13 protein-coding genes are annotated in these 18024 nt (G+C 69.4%); 9 read left to right on the top strand and 4 right to left on the bottom strand.

Features of this window, described 5'->3' with window-relative positions; translation table 11 throughout:
- Positions 1-78: 78 nt before the first annotated feature.
- Complete coding sequence (gene eccCa / locus JNO44_RS30420; RefSeq protein ID WP_205366903.1) at positions 79-4041, top strand: type VII secretion protein EccCa; 3963 nt, start codon at positions 79-81, stop codon at positions 4039-4041.
- A gap of 121 nt (positions 4042-4162) precedes the next feature.
- Here the strand turns inward: eccCa and JNO44_RS30415 are convergent, their stop codons facing one another.
- The gene (locus JNO44_RS30415) at positions 4163-4948 is read right to left on the bottom strand and encodes a WXG100 family type VII secretion target (protein ID WP_205366902.1); all 786 of its coding nucleotides are present in this window, start codon (positions 4946-4948) and stop codon (positions 4163-4165) included.
- The gene (locus tag JNO44_RS30410; protein WP_240167717.1) at positions 4945-5253 is read right to left on the bottom strand and encodes a WXG100 family type VII secretion target; all 309 of its coding nucleotides are present in this window, start codon (positions 5251-5253) and stop codon (positions 4945-4947) included. Before JNO44_RS30410 ends, JNO44_RS30415 begins: the two co-directional genes overlap by 4 nt.
- Before the next feature lie 240 nt (positions 5254-5493).
- On the opposite strand from JNO44_RS30410, the gene JNO44_RS30405 reads away from it, so the two are divergent.
- The 8 genes from JNO44_RS30405 to JNO44_RS30370 all read left to right on the top strand — a co-directional run bounded on the left by JNO44_RS30405 (position 5494) and on the right by JNO44_RS30370 (position 14470).
- On the top strand, positions 5494-5895 hold the full coding sequence (locus JNO44_RS30405) for a hypothetical protein (protein WP_205366893.1): 402 nt from the start codon (positions 5494-5496) through the stop codon (positions 5893-5895).
- 581 nt (positions 5896-6476) lie between these two features.
- Entirely contained in the window at positions 6477-8879 is a 2403-nt protein-coding gene (locus JNO44_RS30400) for an ATP-binding protein (RefSeq protein ID WP_240167716.1), read from the top strand.
- Positions 8876-9925 (top strand): SUKH-4 family immunity protein, encoded by a 1050-nt coding sequence (locus JNO44_RS30395; RefSeq protein WP_205366900.1) that lies wholly within the window; start codon positions 8876-8878, stop codon positions 9923-9925. The genes JNO44_RS30400 and JNO44_RS30395 overlap by 4 nt, the downstream gene beginning before the upstream one ends.
- Before the next feature lie 67 nt (positions 9926-9992).
- Positions 9993-10631 carry a hypothetical protein gene (locus tag JNO44_RS30390; protein ID WP_205366899.1) on the top strand — a complete coding sequence of 213 codons (639 nt, stop codon included), beginning with the start codon at positions 9993-9995 and terminating at the stop codon, positions 10629-10631.
- Between the two features lie 329 nt (positions 10632-10960).
- Positions 10961-11251, top strand: coding sequence for a WXG100 family type VII secretion target (locus JNO44_RS30385; RefSeq protein WP_205366898.1), 291 nt, complete (start codon positions 10961-10963; stop codon positions 11249-11251).
- 81 nt (positions 11252-11332) lie between these two features.
- A complete protein-coding gene (locus JNO44_RS30380) occupies positions 11333-12535 on the top strand; it encodes a putative T7SS-secreted protein (protein ID WP_205366897.1) in 1203 nt (400 codons plus the stop codon).
- 142 nt (positions 12536-12677) lie between these two features.
- On the top strand, positions 12678-13820 hold the full coding sequence (locus JNO44_RS30375; protein WP_205366896.1) for a hypothetical protein: 1143 nt from the start codon (positions 12678-12680) through the stop codon (positions 13818-13820).
- A gap of 17 nt (positions 13821-13837) precedes the next feature.
- Positions 13838-14470, top strand: a complete 633-nt coding sequence (locus JNO44_RS30370; RefSeq protein ID WP_205366895.1) for a hypothetical protein — start codon at positions 13838-13840, stop codon at positions 14468-14470.
- Positions 14471-14612: 142 nt separating this feature from the next.
- On the opposite strand, the gene JNO44_RS45215 is transcribed toward JNO44_RS30370, so the two are convergent.
- Positions 14613-14870, bottom strand: coding sequence for a hypothetical protein (locus JNO44_RS45215; RefSeq protein ID WP_205370761.1), 258 nt, complete (start codon positions 14868-14870; stop codon positions 14613-14615).
- 274 nt (positions 14871-15144) lie between these two features.
- Positions 15145-16440: a C2 family cysteine protease gene (locus JNO44_RS30360; RefSeq protein ID WP_235094527.1), complete on the bottom strand. Its 1296-nt coding sequence runs from the start codon at positions 16438-16440 to the stop codon at positions 15145-15147.
- Between the last annotated feature and the right edge of the window lie 1584 nt (positions 16441-18024).

Genomic DNA, 18024 nt, shown 5'->3' with positions numbered 1-18024 from the left:
AAGGACTTGGCTCGGGGGACCGTCGAATCCAACGGGGGCGGTCCGAGACTGCGAGATGCATGAAGGACTGATGCCTCGGTGAGCGTTGTCATCGTCAAGCGCCCGCCCCGGTCGCTGCCACCTGAAGTCCCCTCGGAGGAGGTGGTACTTGAGGCACCTCCGGAGCTTCCCCGCGAGGGCGAGCCGGAGAACCTGCTGATGACCTTCCTGCCCATGATGGGCATGGCGTCCTCGGCCGGCTTCCTGTTCATGGGGAAGCAGCCGTTCATGATGATCATGGGCGGATTCATGGTCGCCTCCACACTGGCGATGGCGATCATGCAGATCGTCAAGGCCCGACAGGGGCCTTCCGGACAGATGCTCCAGGAGCGCCAGGACTACCTCAAGTACCTCGCCCAGAAGCGGAAAGAGGTGCGGCGCACCGCCCGCAGGCAGCGGGACGCCCAGCTGTTCACCCATCCCGATCCGAGCCAGCTGTGGTCCGTCGTGGCCGAGGGCAAGCGGGTGTGGGAGCGCCGGGCGAACGACCCGGACTTCGCCCAGGTGCGCCTGGGGCTGGGGCCGCAGCAGTTGTCCACTCCGCTGCGCGCGCCGGAGACCGCTCCGGTCGACGAGCTGGAGCCGCTGACCGCGCACGCGATGAAGGAATTCCTCGACAAGCACGGCCATCTGGAGAGCCTCCCGCTGGCGGTGTCGCTGCGCGCCTTCTACCACCTGACCGTGTCCGGCGACCCGGACACCGTCTACGGCGCCTCGCGCGCCATCGTCGCCCAGCTGTGCACGCTGCACTCGCCCGAGGACCTGGTGGTGGCCGTGGTGGCCGCGCCGGGTGCGCAGGCCGAGTGGGAGTGGACCAAGTGGCTGCCGCAGGTCCAGGACAAGACCACCGACGGCGCCGGTACCCGCCGGCTGGTCGTCGGCGACCTCGGTGAGATCGAGGAGTTGCTGGCGGACGAGCTGGACGGCCGCGGGCGGTTCAACCCGCAGGGCGCTCCGGTGACCGACACCCCGCACGTCCTCGTCGTGCTGGACGGCGGCGAGGTCCCGATGGACTCGGTGATCGCCGGGGCCGAGGGCCTGCAGGGCGTCTCCATCCTGGAGATCGTGCCGGGCGACCTGGACGAGATCCGCGGTGGTCTGGCCATCCAGGTGTGGCCGGGCAAGCTGGTGCTGGAGTCGGCGAGCGGCGCGGTCTACAACGGCGTGTGCGACACCCTGTCGATCGCCGAGGCGGAGGCGCTGGCCCGTCAGCTGGCGCCGCTGCGCGCCGGTTCGGGTGCCGACGGCGAGGAACCGCTGCTGTCCGCGCTGGACTTCACCGACCTGCTCAACATCGGTGACGCCGGTGCGCTGGACGTCTCCAAGACCTGGCGGCCCCGGACGCTGTCCGAGCGACTGCGCGTACCGCTCGGTGTCGACAAGGACGGCCAGCCGGTCATGCTGGACATCAAGGAAGCCTCGCAGCAGGGCATGGGCCCGCACGGCCTGTGTGTCGGTGCGACCGGTTCCGGTAAGTCCGAGGTGCTGCGCACCCTGGTGCTCGCGCTCGCGGTCACGCACTCCTCGGAGACGCTGAACTTCATCCTCGCCGACTTCAAGGGTGGCGCCACCTTCACGGGTATGGCGGAAATGCCGCACGTCGCGGCCGTCATCACCAACCTCGGTGAGGACGTCACGCTGATCGACCGCATGCGCGACTCGATCACCGGTGAGCTCCAGCGCCGTCAGGAACTGCTGCGCTCGGCGGGCAACTACGCGAACATCACCGACTACGAGAAGGCGCGTGCCGCCGGCGCTCCGCTGGACCCGCTGCCGTCGCTGGTGATGATCATCGACGAGTTCTCCGAGCTGCTCGCCGCCAAGCCCGACTTCATCGAGATGTTCATCCAGATCGGCCGTATCGGCCGTTCGATGGGTGTGCACATGCTGCTCGCCTCGCAGCGTCTGGAAGAGGGCAAGCTGCGCGGTCTGGACACCTTCCTGTCCTACCGACTCGGTCTGCGGACCTTCTCCGCCGCCGAGTCGCGGACCGCGATCGGTGTGCCGGACGCCTACCACCTGCCGAACGTTCCCGGTTCCGGCATCCTGAAGTACGACACCGAGACGATGGTCCAGTTCAAGGCCGCGTACGTCTCGGGCACCTACCGCGGTCCGGGCGGCGGCGGTCGCGGCGGCAGCGGCGGCGGTCGGGCCAACCGGCTCCCGGTGCCCTTCACGGCCGCCCCGGTCGTCGAGCAGATCATCGAGGACCCGACCCCGATCGAGCCGGACACCCCCGAGATCGACGACGCGCTGGCCGACACCGTCCTGGACGTCATGGTCCAGCGGATGCAGGGCCAGGGCCCGCCGGCCCACCAGGTGTGGCTGCCGCCGCTGGAGGAGCCGCCCACGGTCAACCAGCTGCTGCCGGCCCTGGCGGTCACCCCCGAGCGGGGCGTGCACGCGCCGGAGTACACCGCGCTGGGCAAGCTCGTGGTGCCGGTCGCGCTGGTGGACAAGCCGTTCGAGCAGCGGCGTGACGTCATGTACCTGGACTTCTCGGCCGGTGCCGGTCACGGTCTGGTCGTCGGTGGTCCGCAGTCCGGCAAGTCGACGCTGATCCGTTCCGCGATGGCGGCGTTCGCGCTCACCCACACCCCGTCCGAAGTGCAGTTCTACTGCCTCGACTTCGGTGGCGGCGGCATGCTGTCCATGGAGGGCCTGGCGCACGTCGGCGGTGTCGCCTCGCGTCTGGACGCGGAGAAGGTCCGCCGTACGGTCGCCGAGGTCACCGGCATCCTCAACGAGCGCGAGGAGTTCTTCCGCTCCAACAACATCGACTCGATCGGCACGTACCGCCAGCGGCGGGCCGCGGGCGCTTTCCCCGACCAGAAGTGGGGCGACGTCTTCCTGATCATCGATGGTTGGGGCACGTTCAAGACCGACTACGAGCAGCTCGACCCGGTGATCCTGGACATCGCCAGCCGGGGTCTCGGTTTCGGTGTCCACCTGATCCTCGCGGCCTCCCGCTACACCGAGGTGCGTCCCGCCCTGCGCGACCAGCTCCTCAACCGCGTGGAGCTGCGCCTGGGCGACCCGATGGAGTCGGAGTTCGACCGCAAGCGCGCGGAGAACGTCCCGATGGGCAAGCCGGGCCGCGGCCTCTCCCCGGAGAAGCTGGACTTCCTGGCCGCGCTGCCGCGCCTGGACGGCATGAGCGACCCGGAGACCATCAGCGACGGCGTCGCCAACCTGGTGCAGACCGTCAACGAGCACTGGAAGGGCGAGCCCGCCCCCAAGGTGCGGATGCTGCCGACGATGCTGCACGCCAGCGACCTGCCCCGAGGTGGCGACTACCCGGAGCACGGCATCGCGATCGGTGTCGACGAGACCACGCTGTCCCCGGCGTTCATCGACTTCGAGACCGACCCGCTGCTGGTCATCTACGGCGACAGCGAGTCCGGCAAGTCCTCGCTGCTGCGCCTGCTGACCAAGCAGATCGCCGAGCGGTACCCGGCGGACAAGGCGCTCCTGGTGGTCTCCGACTACCGGCGCGCGCTGCTCGGCGAGCTGCCCGACTCGCACGTGTACAAGTACTGTGCCGCGGGGCCGCAGCTCCAGGAGGTCATCAGCGGACTGGCCGGTTCGCTGGGCCGACGGATGCCGGGGCCGGACGTCACGCCGGAGCAGCTGCGCAACCGCAGCTGGTACGACCTGCCGGACGCGTTCGTGGTCGTCGACGACTACGACCTGGTGGCGACCAGTAGCGGCAACCCGCTGCAGCCGCTGCTGGAGTACCTGCCGTTCGCCCGTGACCTGGGTCTGCGCCTGATCCTGGCGCGCAGTTCCTCGGGTGCCGGCCGGTCCTCGTTCGAGCCGGTCATGCAGCGTTCCAAGGAGCTCGGTGCGCAGGGTCTGATCCTGTCGGCCGACCCGGGCGAGGGCCCGCTGATGGGCAACATCAAGGGTCAGCAGCTCACGCCCGGCCGTGGCATGTTCATCACCCGCAAGCGCGGTGCGCAGCTGGTCCAGACCGGCTTCCTGCCGCTCAGCGGCCAGTAACAGACGGCCCGTACAACGGCGGTGGGGCGTCCCTCTCAGGAGGGGCGCCCCACCGCCGTTTTCGCCATTCGGTTGTTCGCGTTGTTCGCGTTGTTCGCGTTGTTCGCGCGCCGCCTTCGGGTCAGCCGAAGGCGCCGTGCTGGGTGACGTCCGGGCCGGGCGGGGCCGATGCGTCCGCGGCCCGGCCCTCGCCGGAGGCGGCGCCGGCGGCCTTCTCCGCCGTGTCGCCGGCCGGTGCGGAGCCCTTCGCCGGCGCCTTCCCGTCGGCCGCCTTCGCCGCCGACTTCTCCGCCGCCTTCTGTCGCGCGGCGGCCTTCGCCTCCTGCTCCTCCGCCGCGCGCTGCGCCTCGGCCGGGTTCGTCCGGACGCCCTTGGCGATGCCCTCGCCGCCGCGCGTCGCCGCCGCGCCGTCCCGGGGCGTGCCGAACGGGTCGGGCCCGTGGGCGGCCGTGGACGAGTCCCACTGGTGCCGCAGTTGCGGGGCCTGGGTCTGGCCGCCCCGGCCTCCGCGCTTGCCGAACGCGCCGCCGAGGCCGTTGGCGAGCTGGCCCAGCGCCATGAGGCCGTAGGCCATTCCCTGGCCCGACGACTGCGAGGCGGGCTGTGCGGCGCTCGCCGAGCCGCTGTCGTGGGCCCCGCCGGCGCTGTCCTCATGGTGGTTGTCGGCGGCGTTCTCCAGGTCGGCCGCGGCCAGTTCGAAGACCGGCAGGGACTCGTCGACGGACCGTTTCAGCTGGTGCCACTCGGCGGCGAACGCCTCGCCCGCCGGGCCGTGCCAGTCGGCCGAGGCGGCGGCGCCGACGTGCCGGTCGAGGTCGCGGACGAGCCCGTCCAGGTGCTTGCCCATGTCCCGCCAGCCGGCCGCCGCCTCGTGCAGCGCATGGGGATTGCGTCGTGGTTCCGTCACTTGACGCTCCGCATCATCTCGACCAGCTCGTCCTCTGTGGCCTGGGTGTTCGCGGCGGTCTCCTTGATGCCGCCACCGACCTCGGCCAGCCGCTGTTGGAGCTGCGCCAGGGCGCGCTCGGCCTCCTCGAACAACTCGCGGAAGGGCCGGGCCGCTTCATCGCTGCCGAAACCGTCCCTGAGCGCGTCGGCGTCCGTACGCCGTCTGAATGCGCTCAAGCGCCGGCTCAGTTCTTCCGCTCGAATCTCGAAGGTCGTACCGAGCTTGTGCAGCTCCTCGGTACTGAGCCGGACTTCATCGGACATCATTTCTCCCCGAATTGAATGACAGCGACCTGCTGTACATCGCCTCAGGTCTAGCACACCCGCAATAGGCCCGAAGCCCCTGGCGGAGTCGCTTCTGCGCGAAGCACGGAAGCGACTCCGGAGCAATATCCGGCAATACCGACAACCCCTGCCTTGACGACCCGTTCACATCCGTCATTACACTCAGGACGCCGGTGCAGCACGCGCGGTTGCTGTGCCACCACGTACAAGGGGGCAGACATGAGCAATGAGCGGCAGATCCAGGACGAGGACCTGATGGACGTCGCCCACGACCATGAGCAGGCGGCCCGCCTGCGGAAGGCACTGAAGGTGCTCGCGGAGAACCCCAAGGTGGGCGGCAAGCTCCAGGAGATGGCCCAGGAAGTGCTCTCCGGCCGGATGGGCATGAAGGAAGCCATCGAAACGCCCGGCTACATGGACGCCCTGGGCGACCGGATGAACCAGATCCGGCACGCGGCCGAGAACCAGACGGCGGCCGAGCGCGAGGAGTCCCGCGCGAAGTTCGCCGAGTGGCAGAAGAAGCAGGACGAGGAGGAGGACCGCGAGCGCGCCGAGCGCGACGGCCCGAGCCTCAACCTCGTCACCGGCCCCCGCCGCGGCGGCGGCCGCGGCCACCGCTGAACCGCACCCCCTGCCCCCGACCCTGAAGACGAGACGATCCGCCCGGGTGGGCCGGGTGAGCCGGCGCAATGCGGGCGGATCGTGGCGTTTGACGGGGTTTCGGTGGCTTTTCGACAGGGCTCGCGGTGACTTCCCGCCGCCTTCCCGCCGGGACCCTCCGCGGGTCCCCTCCCGGATCATCCGGCTTTTGATCTCTGTTCGGCATCATTCCGCGTCGCCCGGCGGCGTTCTTCCTCGCTCGGCAACGCTCGCCTCTTCCGGCTCGCTCGGCGAAGATCCGGAGGAATATCACGCCGATCCACCCCGAGTCGGGCAAGTGCACACGGGATAAGAACGCACCGGAAAAGCACACACCAGACAAGAACGCGACATCGCACAGAAATTGCAAAACGGGAATAAGGCCCACCTTTCCCTTGCGCCCCGGCCTCCCCCTGCTCGCCCAGGTGCGGTGCTCTGTGTGCCGGTTCCGGAACAGCCGCCCCTCGGCCGTCCCTCGATTCCGGACCGGAACATAGGATCTAGCCAGTACTTGCACGGATCCACGGGAGTGGTGGGCGGGATCGATGGGGGACGAGGAAGTCATGAACGCCTCAGACGACGCGGCCGGCACTGCGGCCCACTACGCGCCGCACCCGTACGTCGGGGGCCGCACCGCCGCCCTCCGTGCCCTCGCCGCCTGGCGCATGCGGTGGCCCGGCGCACCGCGGGTGGTCGTGCTCACCGGCAGCCCCGGCAGCGGGAGTTCCCGCCTGGTCGCGGGATTCCTGATGCTGTGCGACCCCGACTACCGCAAGCAGCTCCCGCTGGACGACCTGGACCCGGCGACGGTCCCCCCGGACCTCCCGGCGCCGGCCGTACCGAGCCCCCGGGGCCTGACGGCCGCACAGGTGCTGTGGCTCCTCGCCGACCACCTCGGCCTCGCCGCCGGGCGCACGGCGGACGTCTTCTCCGAACTCGCCGCCCACGAGGAGCCGCTGACGGTCGTCGTACCGGACGTCAACCTGGCCGGTCCGGTGCGCGCCGCCAACGAGCCGGCGCGCCTGGTGCGCGAGGTCCTGGTACCGCTCGCCGCGACGCCGACGGTGCACCTCCTGGCCGACGTGCCCCGTGAGCTCGCGGCCGAGCTGGCCGGTGCGCTGCCGCGCGGCCAGGTGCAGGTGATCGACCTCGACGCGCCCGAGTGGGCCGACCCCGAGGGCCTGGTCCTGCACGCCGAGACCGCGCTCACCCCGGAGGCCGGCGCCCCCGACCTCCCGTTCACCACCGACCCGGACGCGCGCCGGGCGCTCGCCGAGGCGCTGGCCCGGCGCGCCGACGGCAGCCGGCTGACGGTCCACCTGGCCGTGCGGTCGCTGTTCGCCCACCCCGAGGGGTTCGATCCCGCCGACGAGGCGCAGCTGCCCCGCACCGTCGGCGACGTCCTCGACCTGCACGCCCGCCGTCTGGGCGCCGATCCGCGCACGCTCCGGCAGATGCTGGCGCCGCTGGCGTTCGCCGAGGGCGACGGGCTCCCGGTGCAGCTGTGGCACCCGTTGGCGAACGCCGTCGCCGGACGCGACATGGGCCGGGTCATCGCCGACGGGATGCTGCTCGCCGCCCCGTTCGTGGAGCCGGTGACGCTTCCCGCGGACGGCGGTGACGAGGGTGCGGACGGCGGCGAGGGTGCCGCGGACGGCGTTGCCACGGACCGCCCGGAGGCGTCCGGGGACGAGCGCGCCTCCGGCGCCCCGGAGACCTCCGGTGGCGCCCCCCGCACGCTGATCCGCCTGACCCACCCGGGCCTCGCCGCCGAGCTCCGCGCCGGCACGGCGGACCCCCGGGACGCCCAGACCAAGATCGCCATGGCGCTGCTGGAGGCCGTGCCCCAGCAGGACTGGTCCCAGGCCGACCCTTACGTCCGCGACTACCTCGCCGCGCACACCCTCGAAGCCGGTCTGCTCCCGCAACTCCTCACCGACCCGGGCCTGTTCACCCACGCCGACCCGACCCGGCTGCGCACCGCCGTCGAGGCCGTACCGCTCGACCAGTTGGGCGCACCGGCCCGTACGTATCTGCGCACCGCTCCCCTGCTCACCCGCTCCGAGGCCCCGCTCGACATGCGGGCGGCGCTCCTGGAGACCGCGTTCGTCGAGGACGGGCTGCTGCCGTACGCGGAGGCGCTGCACGGGCTGGGCCTGGACCTGCCGTGGCGCACCCTGTGGAGCCTGCCGCTGCCGGGCGTGGCCTCGGTGACGGCCGGGTTCCTGCCGGCGCAGGAGGGCGCGGATCCGGCGGCGCCCGGTGGCGCCCGGCGCCCCGTCGCCGCGCTGCTGGTCCCGGCGGGGACGCCCGGCTCCCGTCCACTGCCGGCGGCGGACGCCCCGGAGCCGGCGGCGACTACGACTACAGCTGCGGATACGGCTGCGGATACGGCTGCGGCGGAGCCCGCGGCCCCTCCGGCCGACGCCGCCCCCGCGCCCACGACCACCGCCCTTCTCCTCCACGACCTCCTCCGCCCGGTCCCCGTCGACGCCGACCCCGCGCAGGTGCTGCGCCCGTCGGAGCAGGAGCAGGCGGCGGCTCCGTACGGGTTCAGCCGCGGTGCCGACTACCTACGGGTGTGGGCCCGGGCGAGCGGAGAGGTGGTGACCGCGCTGATCTCCGACTCCCCGTTCCGGGACGCCGACCTCACCCCGGACGGCATCCTCCTCGTCGCCACCGAACGCGGTGTGACGGCTCGTCAGATCCTTGCTCCGGCACCCGCTGCGGCGCCTGCCCCGGCACCGGACGCCGAGCCGACTGAAGCCACCGACGCCACTGGAGCAACCGAGGCCACTGGGAACACCGAGGGCACCGGGTCGGCCGGCGCCACCGGGGCGGTCGATGCCGCAGCCCCCGCAGCCCCCGCCGCCATCCCCGGCCAGGCCGCCGCGCCGACCACCGTCCCGTCCACCGACGCCGCCGCCCACGGCCGCACCCGCGGCCCCGAAGGAGACCACTCGTGAACACCCAGGCGCAGGCAGACCCCACCGCCCAGCCGCCGGTCGTCGGCCCCGGCAACACCGCCGTGGCGACCTATCTCGACCCGTCCACCGGCGAGGAGACCAGCCTCGCCAAGGTCTCCCGCCCCGGCCTGCCGCCCGCCGAGTACCAACTGTTCGAGGAGTTGCGGCGGCAGGGCGTGGACGGTGCCGCGGTCCGCGCCGTCCACACCGACCTGCGGCCGGCGATGCTGCCCGGCGGCTACACCGGCGACTTCGTCCTCCGGGCCTTCCCCAACGCCGCGTTCTCCTGCACCACCGACTACGGCGCGCGCCCCGAGGAGCGCGCCGCGGGCATCGCCGGGCTGCTCCGGCACATCGAGACCATGCACCAGCTCGCGGGCCGGCAGGCGCCGCCCCAGCCGCATCGGGCGCCCGTTCCGCAGGCCGTCGCGCCCGCGCCGCCACTGCCCGCCGCGGACCTCGGCGCCCATCTCGCCGAGGTCTTCGGCCCCGACGGCGTACGGCGCCCCGACGCCGCGGCGCTCGGCGCCACCCGGCTTCCGGAGGACACCAGGACCACCCTGACCGAGGCCGGCCTCCCCGCCCAGGTGCCCTGCTTCTTCACCGCCGACGACCCGGCCGCCCCGCCGGCCGGCGGCCTGTTCGCCGACGTCGCCACCCACCTCCGGGAAACCGGGACGCACGCCCAGCCGCAGATCCTGGAGATCCTCTCCGGATACGTCCGCCTCGGCACCGACGGCCTGTACACCATCGCCGTCCAGTGCGTCGCACCGGAGGACGACCCGAGCCAGCTGGGCACCCTGTGGGCCGTCCAACCCGGCACCGGCGGCGCCCGCTTCGTCAACGGTTCCCTCGCCGCCTACCTGCGCTCGCTCGCCCTCCTGGTCACCACGCGCCGGCAGCTGGCGCACCTCGACCCGTACGCCGCGGGCGCCGCGGTCGCCGCCTTCCAGGAACAGCTCGTGGCCCTCGACCCCTGGTCGCTGGACGACGCCGACAACTGGTGGTCCCTGGTGACCGAGCAGATGTGGCACGGCCTGTTCTGACGCTCCGACTGGCCTGCGCCCCGAGCTCCGCGGAACGAGGCAAGCCGAAACAGGGGGAGTTTCCCGCATGACCGAAACAAAGTTCTGCTTCTCGCAGGACGAGTCCGCGCAGCACTTCACGGCACTGCCGGGCTGTGCGGCATGGGGAGCCCTCCAACCGGGAACGGGGAGGTTCGCTGCCGCGTCACCCCTGGCCCGAGTCCACGGCCGCAGCGGAAGCGACGACCACGAGCCGGCCTTCGCCCTCACGGCGGCGACAGAGCCCGCCCACACCCTGTGCACCGTCGCCCCCCAGGCCGATGCCGCTCCCTCCCAGACCGTTTTTGCGGTACATGACGGATCCGGCCGGTTCATCGGTCGGATCACCCAGGGGCGTTCCCCACTGGGAATCCGCCAGGCATGGCGCATCGAGGACGCGGACAGGCAGTGCAGCGCGGTTGCCTATAAGGGGAACATCCGCGGTTGGGTGGCGTATTGGGCATGCTCGCCGTTCTGGGCCCTCATGGCGTTGGTCTACCTCCTCAACGGCGACCTGCACCCGAGCCGTTCGCTGTGGAGCAAGCCCCACCGCGCCCGCTGGCGCATGCGGGCCGGCGGCGGGCCGAGGAAGATCGCCCTCGACTTTCAGAACGGCCGATACCGCGCGGACGCCGAAGCACTGGATGCGAACCTCATCCATGCGCAGGCTGTGCTGTACGGCGCGTAGGGCCGAGGACACCGGCACTCATGCCCCAGCCCCCCGCAAGCGCCCCGGCAGGACATCGCCATATCGGGACATTCCCGAGATTACCTCACCCTCCGCTGATATAGCGCCTCTGCCATACGTGCCATCGCATCACTCAACGACGCACTCGACGTTTCGAGTCGAATTCAAATTTCTTCTCTTCCACAAAGCTGCGTTAAGGTGGCGAGATGCGCCGAACCGCGATCGCCGTGCCGGTCGGCGCACCCTGCTTCACCGACGCGAAACTCGTTTTCGCACGACTGCGGGCAGGATCACCGTGACGAATAGCCGGGCGAAGGGGGAATCGCATTATGGCAACGGAATTCAAAATCGATGTCGGGCGTATCCAGGAGATGCTGTCCAAGCTCTCGGAGGCAGGCGATCGCATGCGGGACGCACAGCGCCGCCTCGAAAAAGTGGGCCCGAAGACTCTGGGCACCGACGGCCTCGACGATGCCTGTGACGAGTTCCAGGACCAGTGGGGCGACGGCATCAAGCGGATCACAAAAGCCTCAAATGAAATTCACGAGAAGCTCAAGCTGACGCTGGACGCCTATAAGGCAGGCGAAGAAGAAAACGCCAAGATGATGGGCAAGAAGTAACCACCAACACAGTTCGACGCCGACCCGCCCGGCAGCAGAGAACAGATCAACCACAGGGGGAGACGCATGTCTTGGCGCAGCATGTTCATCGAGGACGACTCGGCCTGGCCCGGCGTCGGTTTCAATCCGGCCAAGGGAGATCTGGGCCAGATCCAGGCACTCGCTTCGGATGTGAAGTCCGTGGGCGACGAGCTGGATGAACTCGACCACATGCTCAAGTCGATCGGCCAGAACGACGGCGCATGGGAAGGTGATGCAGCGCAGGCTTTCGCAAAGAAACTCGGCGAACTGCCCAAGTACCTGCGCCAGGGCAGCGAATCCATGCACGACTGCGCCAAGGCTCTACGGGGCTGGCACAACCATCTGCAAGGATTCCAGGACAAGGCCGGAACGATCGAGGCGGAGGCGGCGTCAGCCCGCAAGCAGCTGAAATCCGACCAGGACCACTACAACGGTCTGGCCGATCAGTACAACTCGCTCAACCTGGCGACAGTGGATGCCAACGACCCGGGGTTCAAGCAACTCATCAGTAATCTGGGCGATGCCAAGGATGCGGCCAACACTTCCAAGGACAAGCTGGAACACCTCATACGCGAGGCCGAGCGCATCCATGCCCAGTGGAAAGACCGCGCCGGCGAGGCCGAACGCGCGATCCTCAAGGCATCGGAGAACCACCCGCCGGACATCCACTGGTGGAACAAGGCCATCGACGGCCTGAAGTCCGGCTTCCGGGCATTCACGGACTGGCTGGTGGACCACGCCGATCTGCTGTCGACCATCTCCTCGGGTCTGGCAGCGGCAGCGCTCGCCTGCGAGTTCGTCCCGGTCGTGGGGACGGTGGCGGGTGGCGTACTCGCGGGTGCCTCCGCTGTCTGCGCCGCCGGAGCCATGGCAGGTCACTGGATCGGCAACGCCCGCGGGAACGGCACACCGGGATGGAAGATCGGTCTCGATGCACTCGGGGTCATTCCCGGAGTCGGCGGCATCGCGAAGTCGGCAGTGGCCGGAGCCAAAACAGCTGTGGGCGCGGCCGAGGGCGCCAGCTTCCTGGGAAAGATGGCCGCCGGAGCGAAAGGGTTGGCCCGGGGCGAGGAACTCGGCCAAAAGATCTACGATGGTGTGCGATCCCCCCTCAGCCAGAAGGGCATCAACATGCTCCTGAAGGGCAAATTCCCCGAAGGAAAGGTGCCGAGCGCAGTGGAGGCCGGCATCCAATTGCCCATCAAGGCAGGGTCGTTCATCCATGGCGCCGTGAAGCAACTCTCCGGTGGAGAAGACGAGTAGGGGCCCGGCGCAGCGCGGGGACAGTAGACAACTTTCACGCGGCTATTCGGGTTGCGCGAATCGGAGGTAGAGCGGAAGTGCCACTGAGCGCACCCACCCCGACGCACACCCCTGCCGCGTGCGCAGCGAAGGGACTCAGAACATGTCGGATGACGCCAGCGACAGCATGACTACGGTGATGCCACCCCATCAGCAGAAATCGACCAAACTGCGCATCGGCTGGATCATGCCGCCGTTCGTCCGTGAGCTCCCCGTCGATGCCATCGATGACGAAGTGGCAGCCACGCAGCTGTACGAGTTGGTCACAGACCTCCTGCCGAATCATCCGCAGGATCACCAGTACCGCTTCGCGCTGGGACTTTCGGCGCAGTTGGAACCAATGGTGGAGGCCAATGTCATCTACGCCGGACTCTGCCCGCTCGAAGTCGAGGGGCGGCCGAGCCTGTCGACCATAGTCGTCAGCCAGGTGGTGCACGACGGCGCGGACGAGTCCGAGGCTCTGCGCAAGACACGCGAGATCCTCGAACGGAAGTACCCGGACGACGACTGGGAATCCGTGGAGTTGAGCTGCGGTCCCGCCCTCATCCGCGTCGGGATGTCCTCGTACGTCATCAGCGCGGAATGGTCGGCGTCGGGCCGCGAACTTCCGGTTACCCAGTCGCAGATGCAGGCCTACATCCCCCTGCCCGGCACGACGGAGATGCTGATCTTTGAACTCAGCTCGCAGGCGGGTGAAGACTGGGATCTCCACGCCGAACTCTTCCGCGAAGTCCTGAACACGGTCGACTGGGGCACGGACCAGGAGGTTGCGGACTACCGCGCCATGCGGAGCGCACCGTCGGCATCGGCCTCGACCGAGCCGGACGAGGCCGTCAAGAAGGCCCTCTACTGGCACTCCAGTAGGCTGCTCGACGCCATAGCCCTGCGCGGACGCGTGGGGGGCCAGGACCCCGTTGCCACGATCACCTGCGCGGACTGCTGGGCCAAGAGCCTGCGCACCCCGTGTTCCGCGAAGCACGTGTGGCACATCGATCTCGTGCCGGCCAGTGAGCTTCGCGGAGCGCTGTCGCGGGTGTCGGCGGAGTTCTCCGCCAGTGGTTGGGAATCGGAGACGACGGAGGCGGGAGGCACCTTGCGGGCGTGGGCAGTCGACGCCTCAGGAAATCGCGCGGGTCATTCGTTCACGCTGTCCGTCGACGCATCCGCCGTCCGCCTCACAGCCGAGGTGACGTCCCCGTGCACCCGCTCCACCGGCGCCGCCCCAACGGGCTCGATTTTCGGGTGAATTGAGAGGTACTCAGAATGAGTCAACATGACCTAGCGGAACGCATACGAGCGGTACTTCCCGCCGACGAACGCCACGCCGAGATTTTCCGTGCCATTCACATCACCCAGAGCGTCGAAGGTGGCGGTGACGCACCGAAGTTCGCACGGCCGGAGGTACTGGTCGGGCACAGCATGCCGGGCGACGGCTGGGCACGCGCCTTCTCCTTCGTCCCACTGATCTTCAAGATTGTCTTCAACGCCTTCCCGGAGCCGGATGCAAGCAGCAATGACCCCGCAGTGAGATCGGGTAGGCAGCGGAAGAACTCTCGTTTCTTCGGGACCTGGGAGGGCTTGGCAGGACAGTGGATGGCGGCCCTGCAACCGCTGTGTTCCGGGGGCGTGGCCACAGCCGTCGCGCTCACTGAAAGCCAGGTGCGCTTCGTCTACTGGCAACAGCGCCGCGGCGGCGGGAAATTGGGTGACGCCTACGAGATGGGACCGTCCTTCCGCCGTGACACCATCGCTTGGACGCGCCGCAGGCGCAAGGACAGCAAGGAATTTCAGATCGGCTTCACCGACGGCTCCTGGGGGACAGCCCTGATCCCCCGAGACGACGCCTTCCTGAATGCCTTCCCGCACACGCTGACTCCCGAGGATCCCATTCCGTAGCGTTGACCTCGGTTCGTCAGCGGTCGTGAGTGCGCGACTGGGGTGCCGGTTCGCAGGCGAGCACGTGCCAGACGCTGTGATGTCGTGATGCCGCCCTCCGGGCGACGACGGGAATGTGACGACAGGTCCCAGCCCGAGCCGCTCAGGGCAACAGCAGCCAGTCCGCGGCGATCGCCGCCGCGAGTCCCAGGCCCAGCAGCCAAGTGCCCAGCCGGGTACGCCCGTTGCGGGCGAGTTCGATGACGATCCCGCAGAGTACGAGTGCCGCCCCGTACACCCCGACCACCAGGACCGAGTGGCGGGTCGCCAGTCGTACCACGAGCAGCACCGCCATCGCGGCCATCATCACCGAGGCCAGCACGACCCGCACCCGCCGTGCCTGGCGAGGCGTCAGCCCCATCCGGCCGCTCTCCGCCGGGTCGTCGGCCTGACTGTCGTCGGCCTGACCGTCGTCGGCCTGACCGTCGTCGGCCCGGTCCTGCTCGGCCTGGTCGTGCTCGGTCCGGCCGTGTCCCGACTGTTCGTCCTCGACCGGCCCCTGCTCGACCGTCGCCTCACCACTGCGCCCCGCTGCATCCATGAGCGGGAATGCTACGGCGAAGACCGGTGGCACGTGGCACCGGAGTCGGAGCGGAGCGACAGCGGACCGGCAGGGAGTCGACGGCGGCGCGGCGTCACCACGTCTCGATCGCCCAGCACTTGTTGAGGTAGGTCCGGACCTCGTCGAGGGTGAGCCAGCACTCCCACATCTTGCGTGTGGCGCCGTCGCCCCAGGGGTTGCCGAGGCAGATCCGGCCGCCGGCCACGTCGACGTCCTTCACGAAGTAGGCGTGGCTGGTCGCCAGCCGTCCGCCTGCCAGCTTTTCGCGGTCGTTCCCCCTGCCCCAGGTGCCGACGGCGATGGCATGGCCACGCGCCCGCCGGTCGGCGATCTCGTGGCAGAGCCAGGGCGAGTGGTAGTCGAGCGGCTGCGGCTCCCGGCCGGTGAGCAGGCCGAACGCGTCGTTCACGAAGCCGCCGGTGACCTGTTCGTAGCCACCGCGCAGCTTCGCGACGGCCTTCTCGTAGTAGCCGGGCCAGGTCTCCGCGTAGCGGGCGTCGTCCGTGTGTCCCTTGGCGCACCACAGCATGTTGTGGCCGTAGGGCAGGTCGGGCACCATCGTGATGTCGACCGGCCGACCCTGGACGTAGAGCGTGCAGGTGACCGTGCCGTTGGCCTCGAGTCGGAGATGGCGGGCGGCGTGCTGGGGGTTGGCCTGGATCACCCCTTGGATGCTGGTGAGGAACCAGCAGGTGCCGAACCGTCCCTGGTCCATGTCCTGCCAGGACATCGCCTCCGTCGAGCCGGAGACCCGCTTCCAGTCCTGGGTGAAATAGGCGCCGTCGACCTGCGCGAACGGTCCCTCCGGCAGAACCCAGCCGTGGTCCGCGCAGGCGCACCCCGGGTCGTACTCGGGTTGGCTGCACACCATCCAGGTGCCGACCAGCATCGCCGCGTACGGGCTCACCGAGCGCAGCAGCCAGCTGAACAGTTCGGCCTGTCGGCGCCAGTCGTAGGCCGGTTCGCCGTGCTCGTCCTCGACGTGGGTGAGGTCGTCCCACCGCTCCAGGCCCTGCTGGCCCCACCGGCGGACCACCATGTCGAGCTCGGTCGGCGGCAACGGGACCAGGAGGTTGGCCACCTGGTCCAGCAGCGAGCGCGCGTTGTAGCGGGTCTCGTCGGCGAACAGCATGTTCCACGCCTGCTGTCCGACGGCCTCGGCCCGCTGCGGGTTCGGCGGCGGGCCCGGGGGTTGCCAGGGGAGTTCGACCAACGGGTGGCCGTCCTGGACGTAGTTCAGCCGGCTCAGCCCGATGCTGTCGTTGACGCCGCGCACCAGGTCGACCGCGCCGAGCACGGCGCCGCCGCCCGGGATGAAGTCCGCGGCGAAACCGGCCACTTGGCGCCAGTTGTTACGGCCGTATCCCACCGTTCCTCCCCCGTGCAGCCGCCCAACCGCCCGTGGGAGGGGCGGCTTGTGCGGAGCGTGTGATGGGCCTCGCACCCTGGCGCCCGGTCTTAACGAGTCCTTCGTGCGATGTGAGGCCCACAATCGCTCATGAAGGGTACCTGACATGGGGACTCCGGGGTACTTGGCATGGGAGACTCCGGGTTTCGGGTTGAGCCCGAGGCAATCGGCAGTTACGGGTCAACGGTCCTGAGCAGGGGGACCGGCTCGGGACGATCCTGCCAACGGTAGCCGGCATCACCCTCTCGTCCGCCGCATTCGACCACCTGCCGAGCGCGCAGAACCTGGCGACGGCACCCCAGAACCCCCGCCAGGCGCCCCACAGGAAGCTCGGGAAGATATTCCCGTCCCCCTCATGGAAGGAGAGCCGGCAGACGAGGATCGAGAGCGCCGGGAAACTTGCGCCTTTCTCGCCCCGGCCCTCAACGCCCTTGCGGCCATAGCCTCCACACTTGGAGGCGAGTTTCACAGACGCACGAAGCCACAACGGTTTTCGGCGGTCTGTCCATGAAAGGGCGCACAATCACAGGCGGCATGCCCTACCTCCCGTCCGATTCGTACCGGAATTCCGCCATCGGACCGCTGGCTTGAACGTCGGTAGAGGAGGTCTCTCACACGCCCCAAATGAAGGCCAGATAAGGTTTCTCCGCACGTGCGGGGGCGTGCGCCACGGCTGAGCCATTCCCCCGTCGTCCTGCGCTCGCCGCACCTCGACCGCACGCTGGACGCCCAGACCTAAGAGGGGAACTATGCCGCATCGAGAACCGCCAGGAAGCCCTGGCAATGCCGTCCCGTATGAGCAATGGCCCCACCACGGCACCTCGTTGCAGGGACAGGGCATGACTCAGTCCCCCTTCCCCGCGCAGGGACCGTCCGCACCGCCCGGCCCTCCCGGCAACGCACCGCAGAACGGCTACGCCCCGCAGGGCGGTTGAGTCCCACAGGGGGCGCCGGCGATGCCCGCTGCCCCGGTAATTCCCGGACATGTCCCAGGAATTCCCGGTATCACTCCCCCCCCCCACAAAAGAAGACGGCGCGTTCCTGCCTCATGGCGTTTCTGGGAGCGGTCGGTGCGCTCGCGCTTCTGGCGGGCGGGGCGTTGACCGTCCACACCTATCAAAATTACAACCAGTCCATGAGTAACTCGACCGGATTCGGCCCCACGATGTGGCGCAATGAGCCCATCGACAAGCTGTTTCCCGAAGCCTTGGGTTCCAAGTCGAACGCCCGGTCCGACAGCACCGACCCCAAGCGTGCCCAGTGGCACCGTCTCGGCATATCAGAGAAGACCGGGTGTGACGAAGGTCTGAACAGCGCCCTGGTCACCGAGGTGAAGAAGCTTGGTTGCCAGGGTGTCTTGCGCGCCACCTACGTGGACCCGACAGGCAACACCCTGGCGACGGTCACTCTCATCGCGTTCCCAAAGGACACCAAGTCCGAGCCCATGCACGGATTCTTCAGGCGAGCGCCAGGACAAGGCCCCTTCGGAGGACCTGGTTCAGGCATATCCCGTCCCGGGTACCCTCGCGGCCAACTGGAGCGATG

The organism is Streptomyces noursei, from assembly GCF_016917755.1.
GTDB lineage: Bacteria > Actinomycetota > Actinomycetes > Streptomycetales > Streptomycetaceae > Streptomyces > Streptomyces yunnanensis.
This window is presented reverse-complemented; position numbering and strand designations above follow the sequence as displayed.

Bases quoted from the DNA above. Each gene is read 5' to 3' on its own strand.
- JNO44_RS30410 (WP_240167717.1), bottom strand. From the start codon at position 5,253: ATGTCCGATGAAGTCCGGCTCAGTACCGAGGAGCTGCACAAGCTCGGT.
- JNO44_RS30405 (WP_205366893.1), top strand. From the start codon at position 5,494: ATGAGCAATGAGCGGCAGATCCAGGACGAGGACCTGATGGACGTCGCC.
- JNO44_RS30400 (WP_240167716.1), top strand. From the start codon at position 6,477: ATGAACGCCTCAGACGACGCGGCCGGCACTGCGGCCCACTACGCGCCG.
- JNO44_RS30390 (WP_205366899.1), top strand. From the start codon at position 9,993: ATGACCGAAACAAAGTTCTGCTTCTCGCAGGACGAGTCCGCGCAGCAC.
- JNO44_RS30385 (WP_205366898.1), top strand. From the start codon at position 10,961: ATGGCAACGGAATTCAAAATCGATGTCGGGCGTATCCAGGAGATGCTG.
- JNO44_RS30380 (WP_205366897.1), top strand. From the start codon at position 11,333: ATGTTCATCGAGGACGACTCGGCCTGGCCCGGCGTCGGTTTCAATCCG.
- JNO44_RS30375 (WP_205366896.1), top strand. From the start codon at position 12,678: ATGTCGGATGACGCCAGCGACAGCATGACTACGGTGATGCCACCCCAT.
- JNO44_RS30370 (WP_205366895.1), top strand. From the start codon at position 13,838: ATGAGTCAACATGACCTAGCGGAACGCATACGAGCGGTACTTCCCGCC.
- JNO44_RS45215 (WP_205370761.1), bottom strand. From the start codon at position 14,870: ATGGGGCTGACGCCTCGCCAGGCACGGCGGGTGCGGGTCGTGCTGGCC.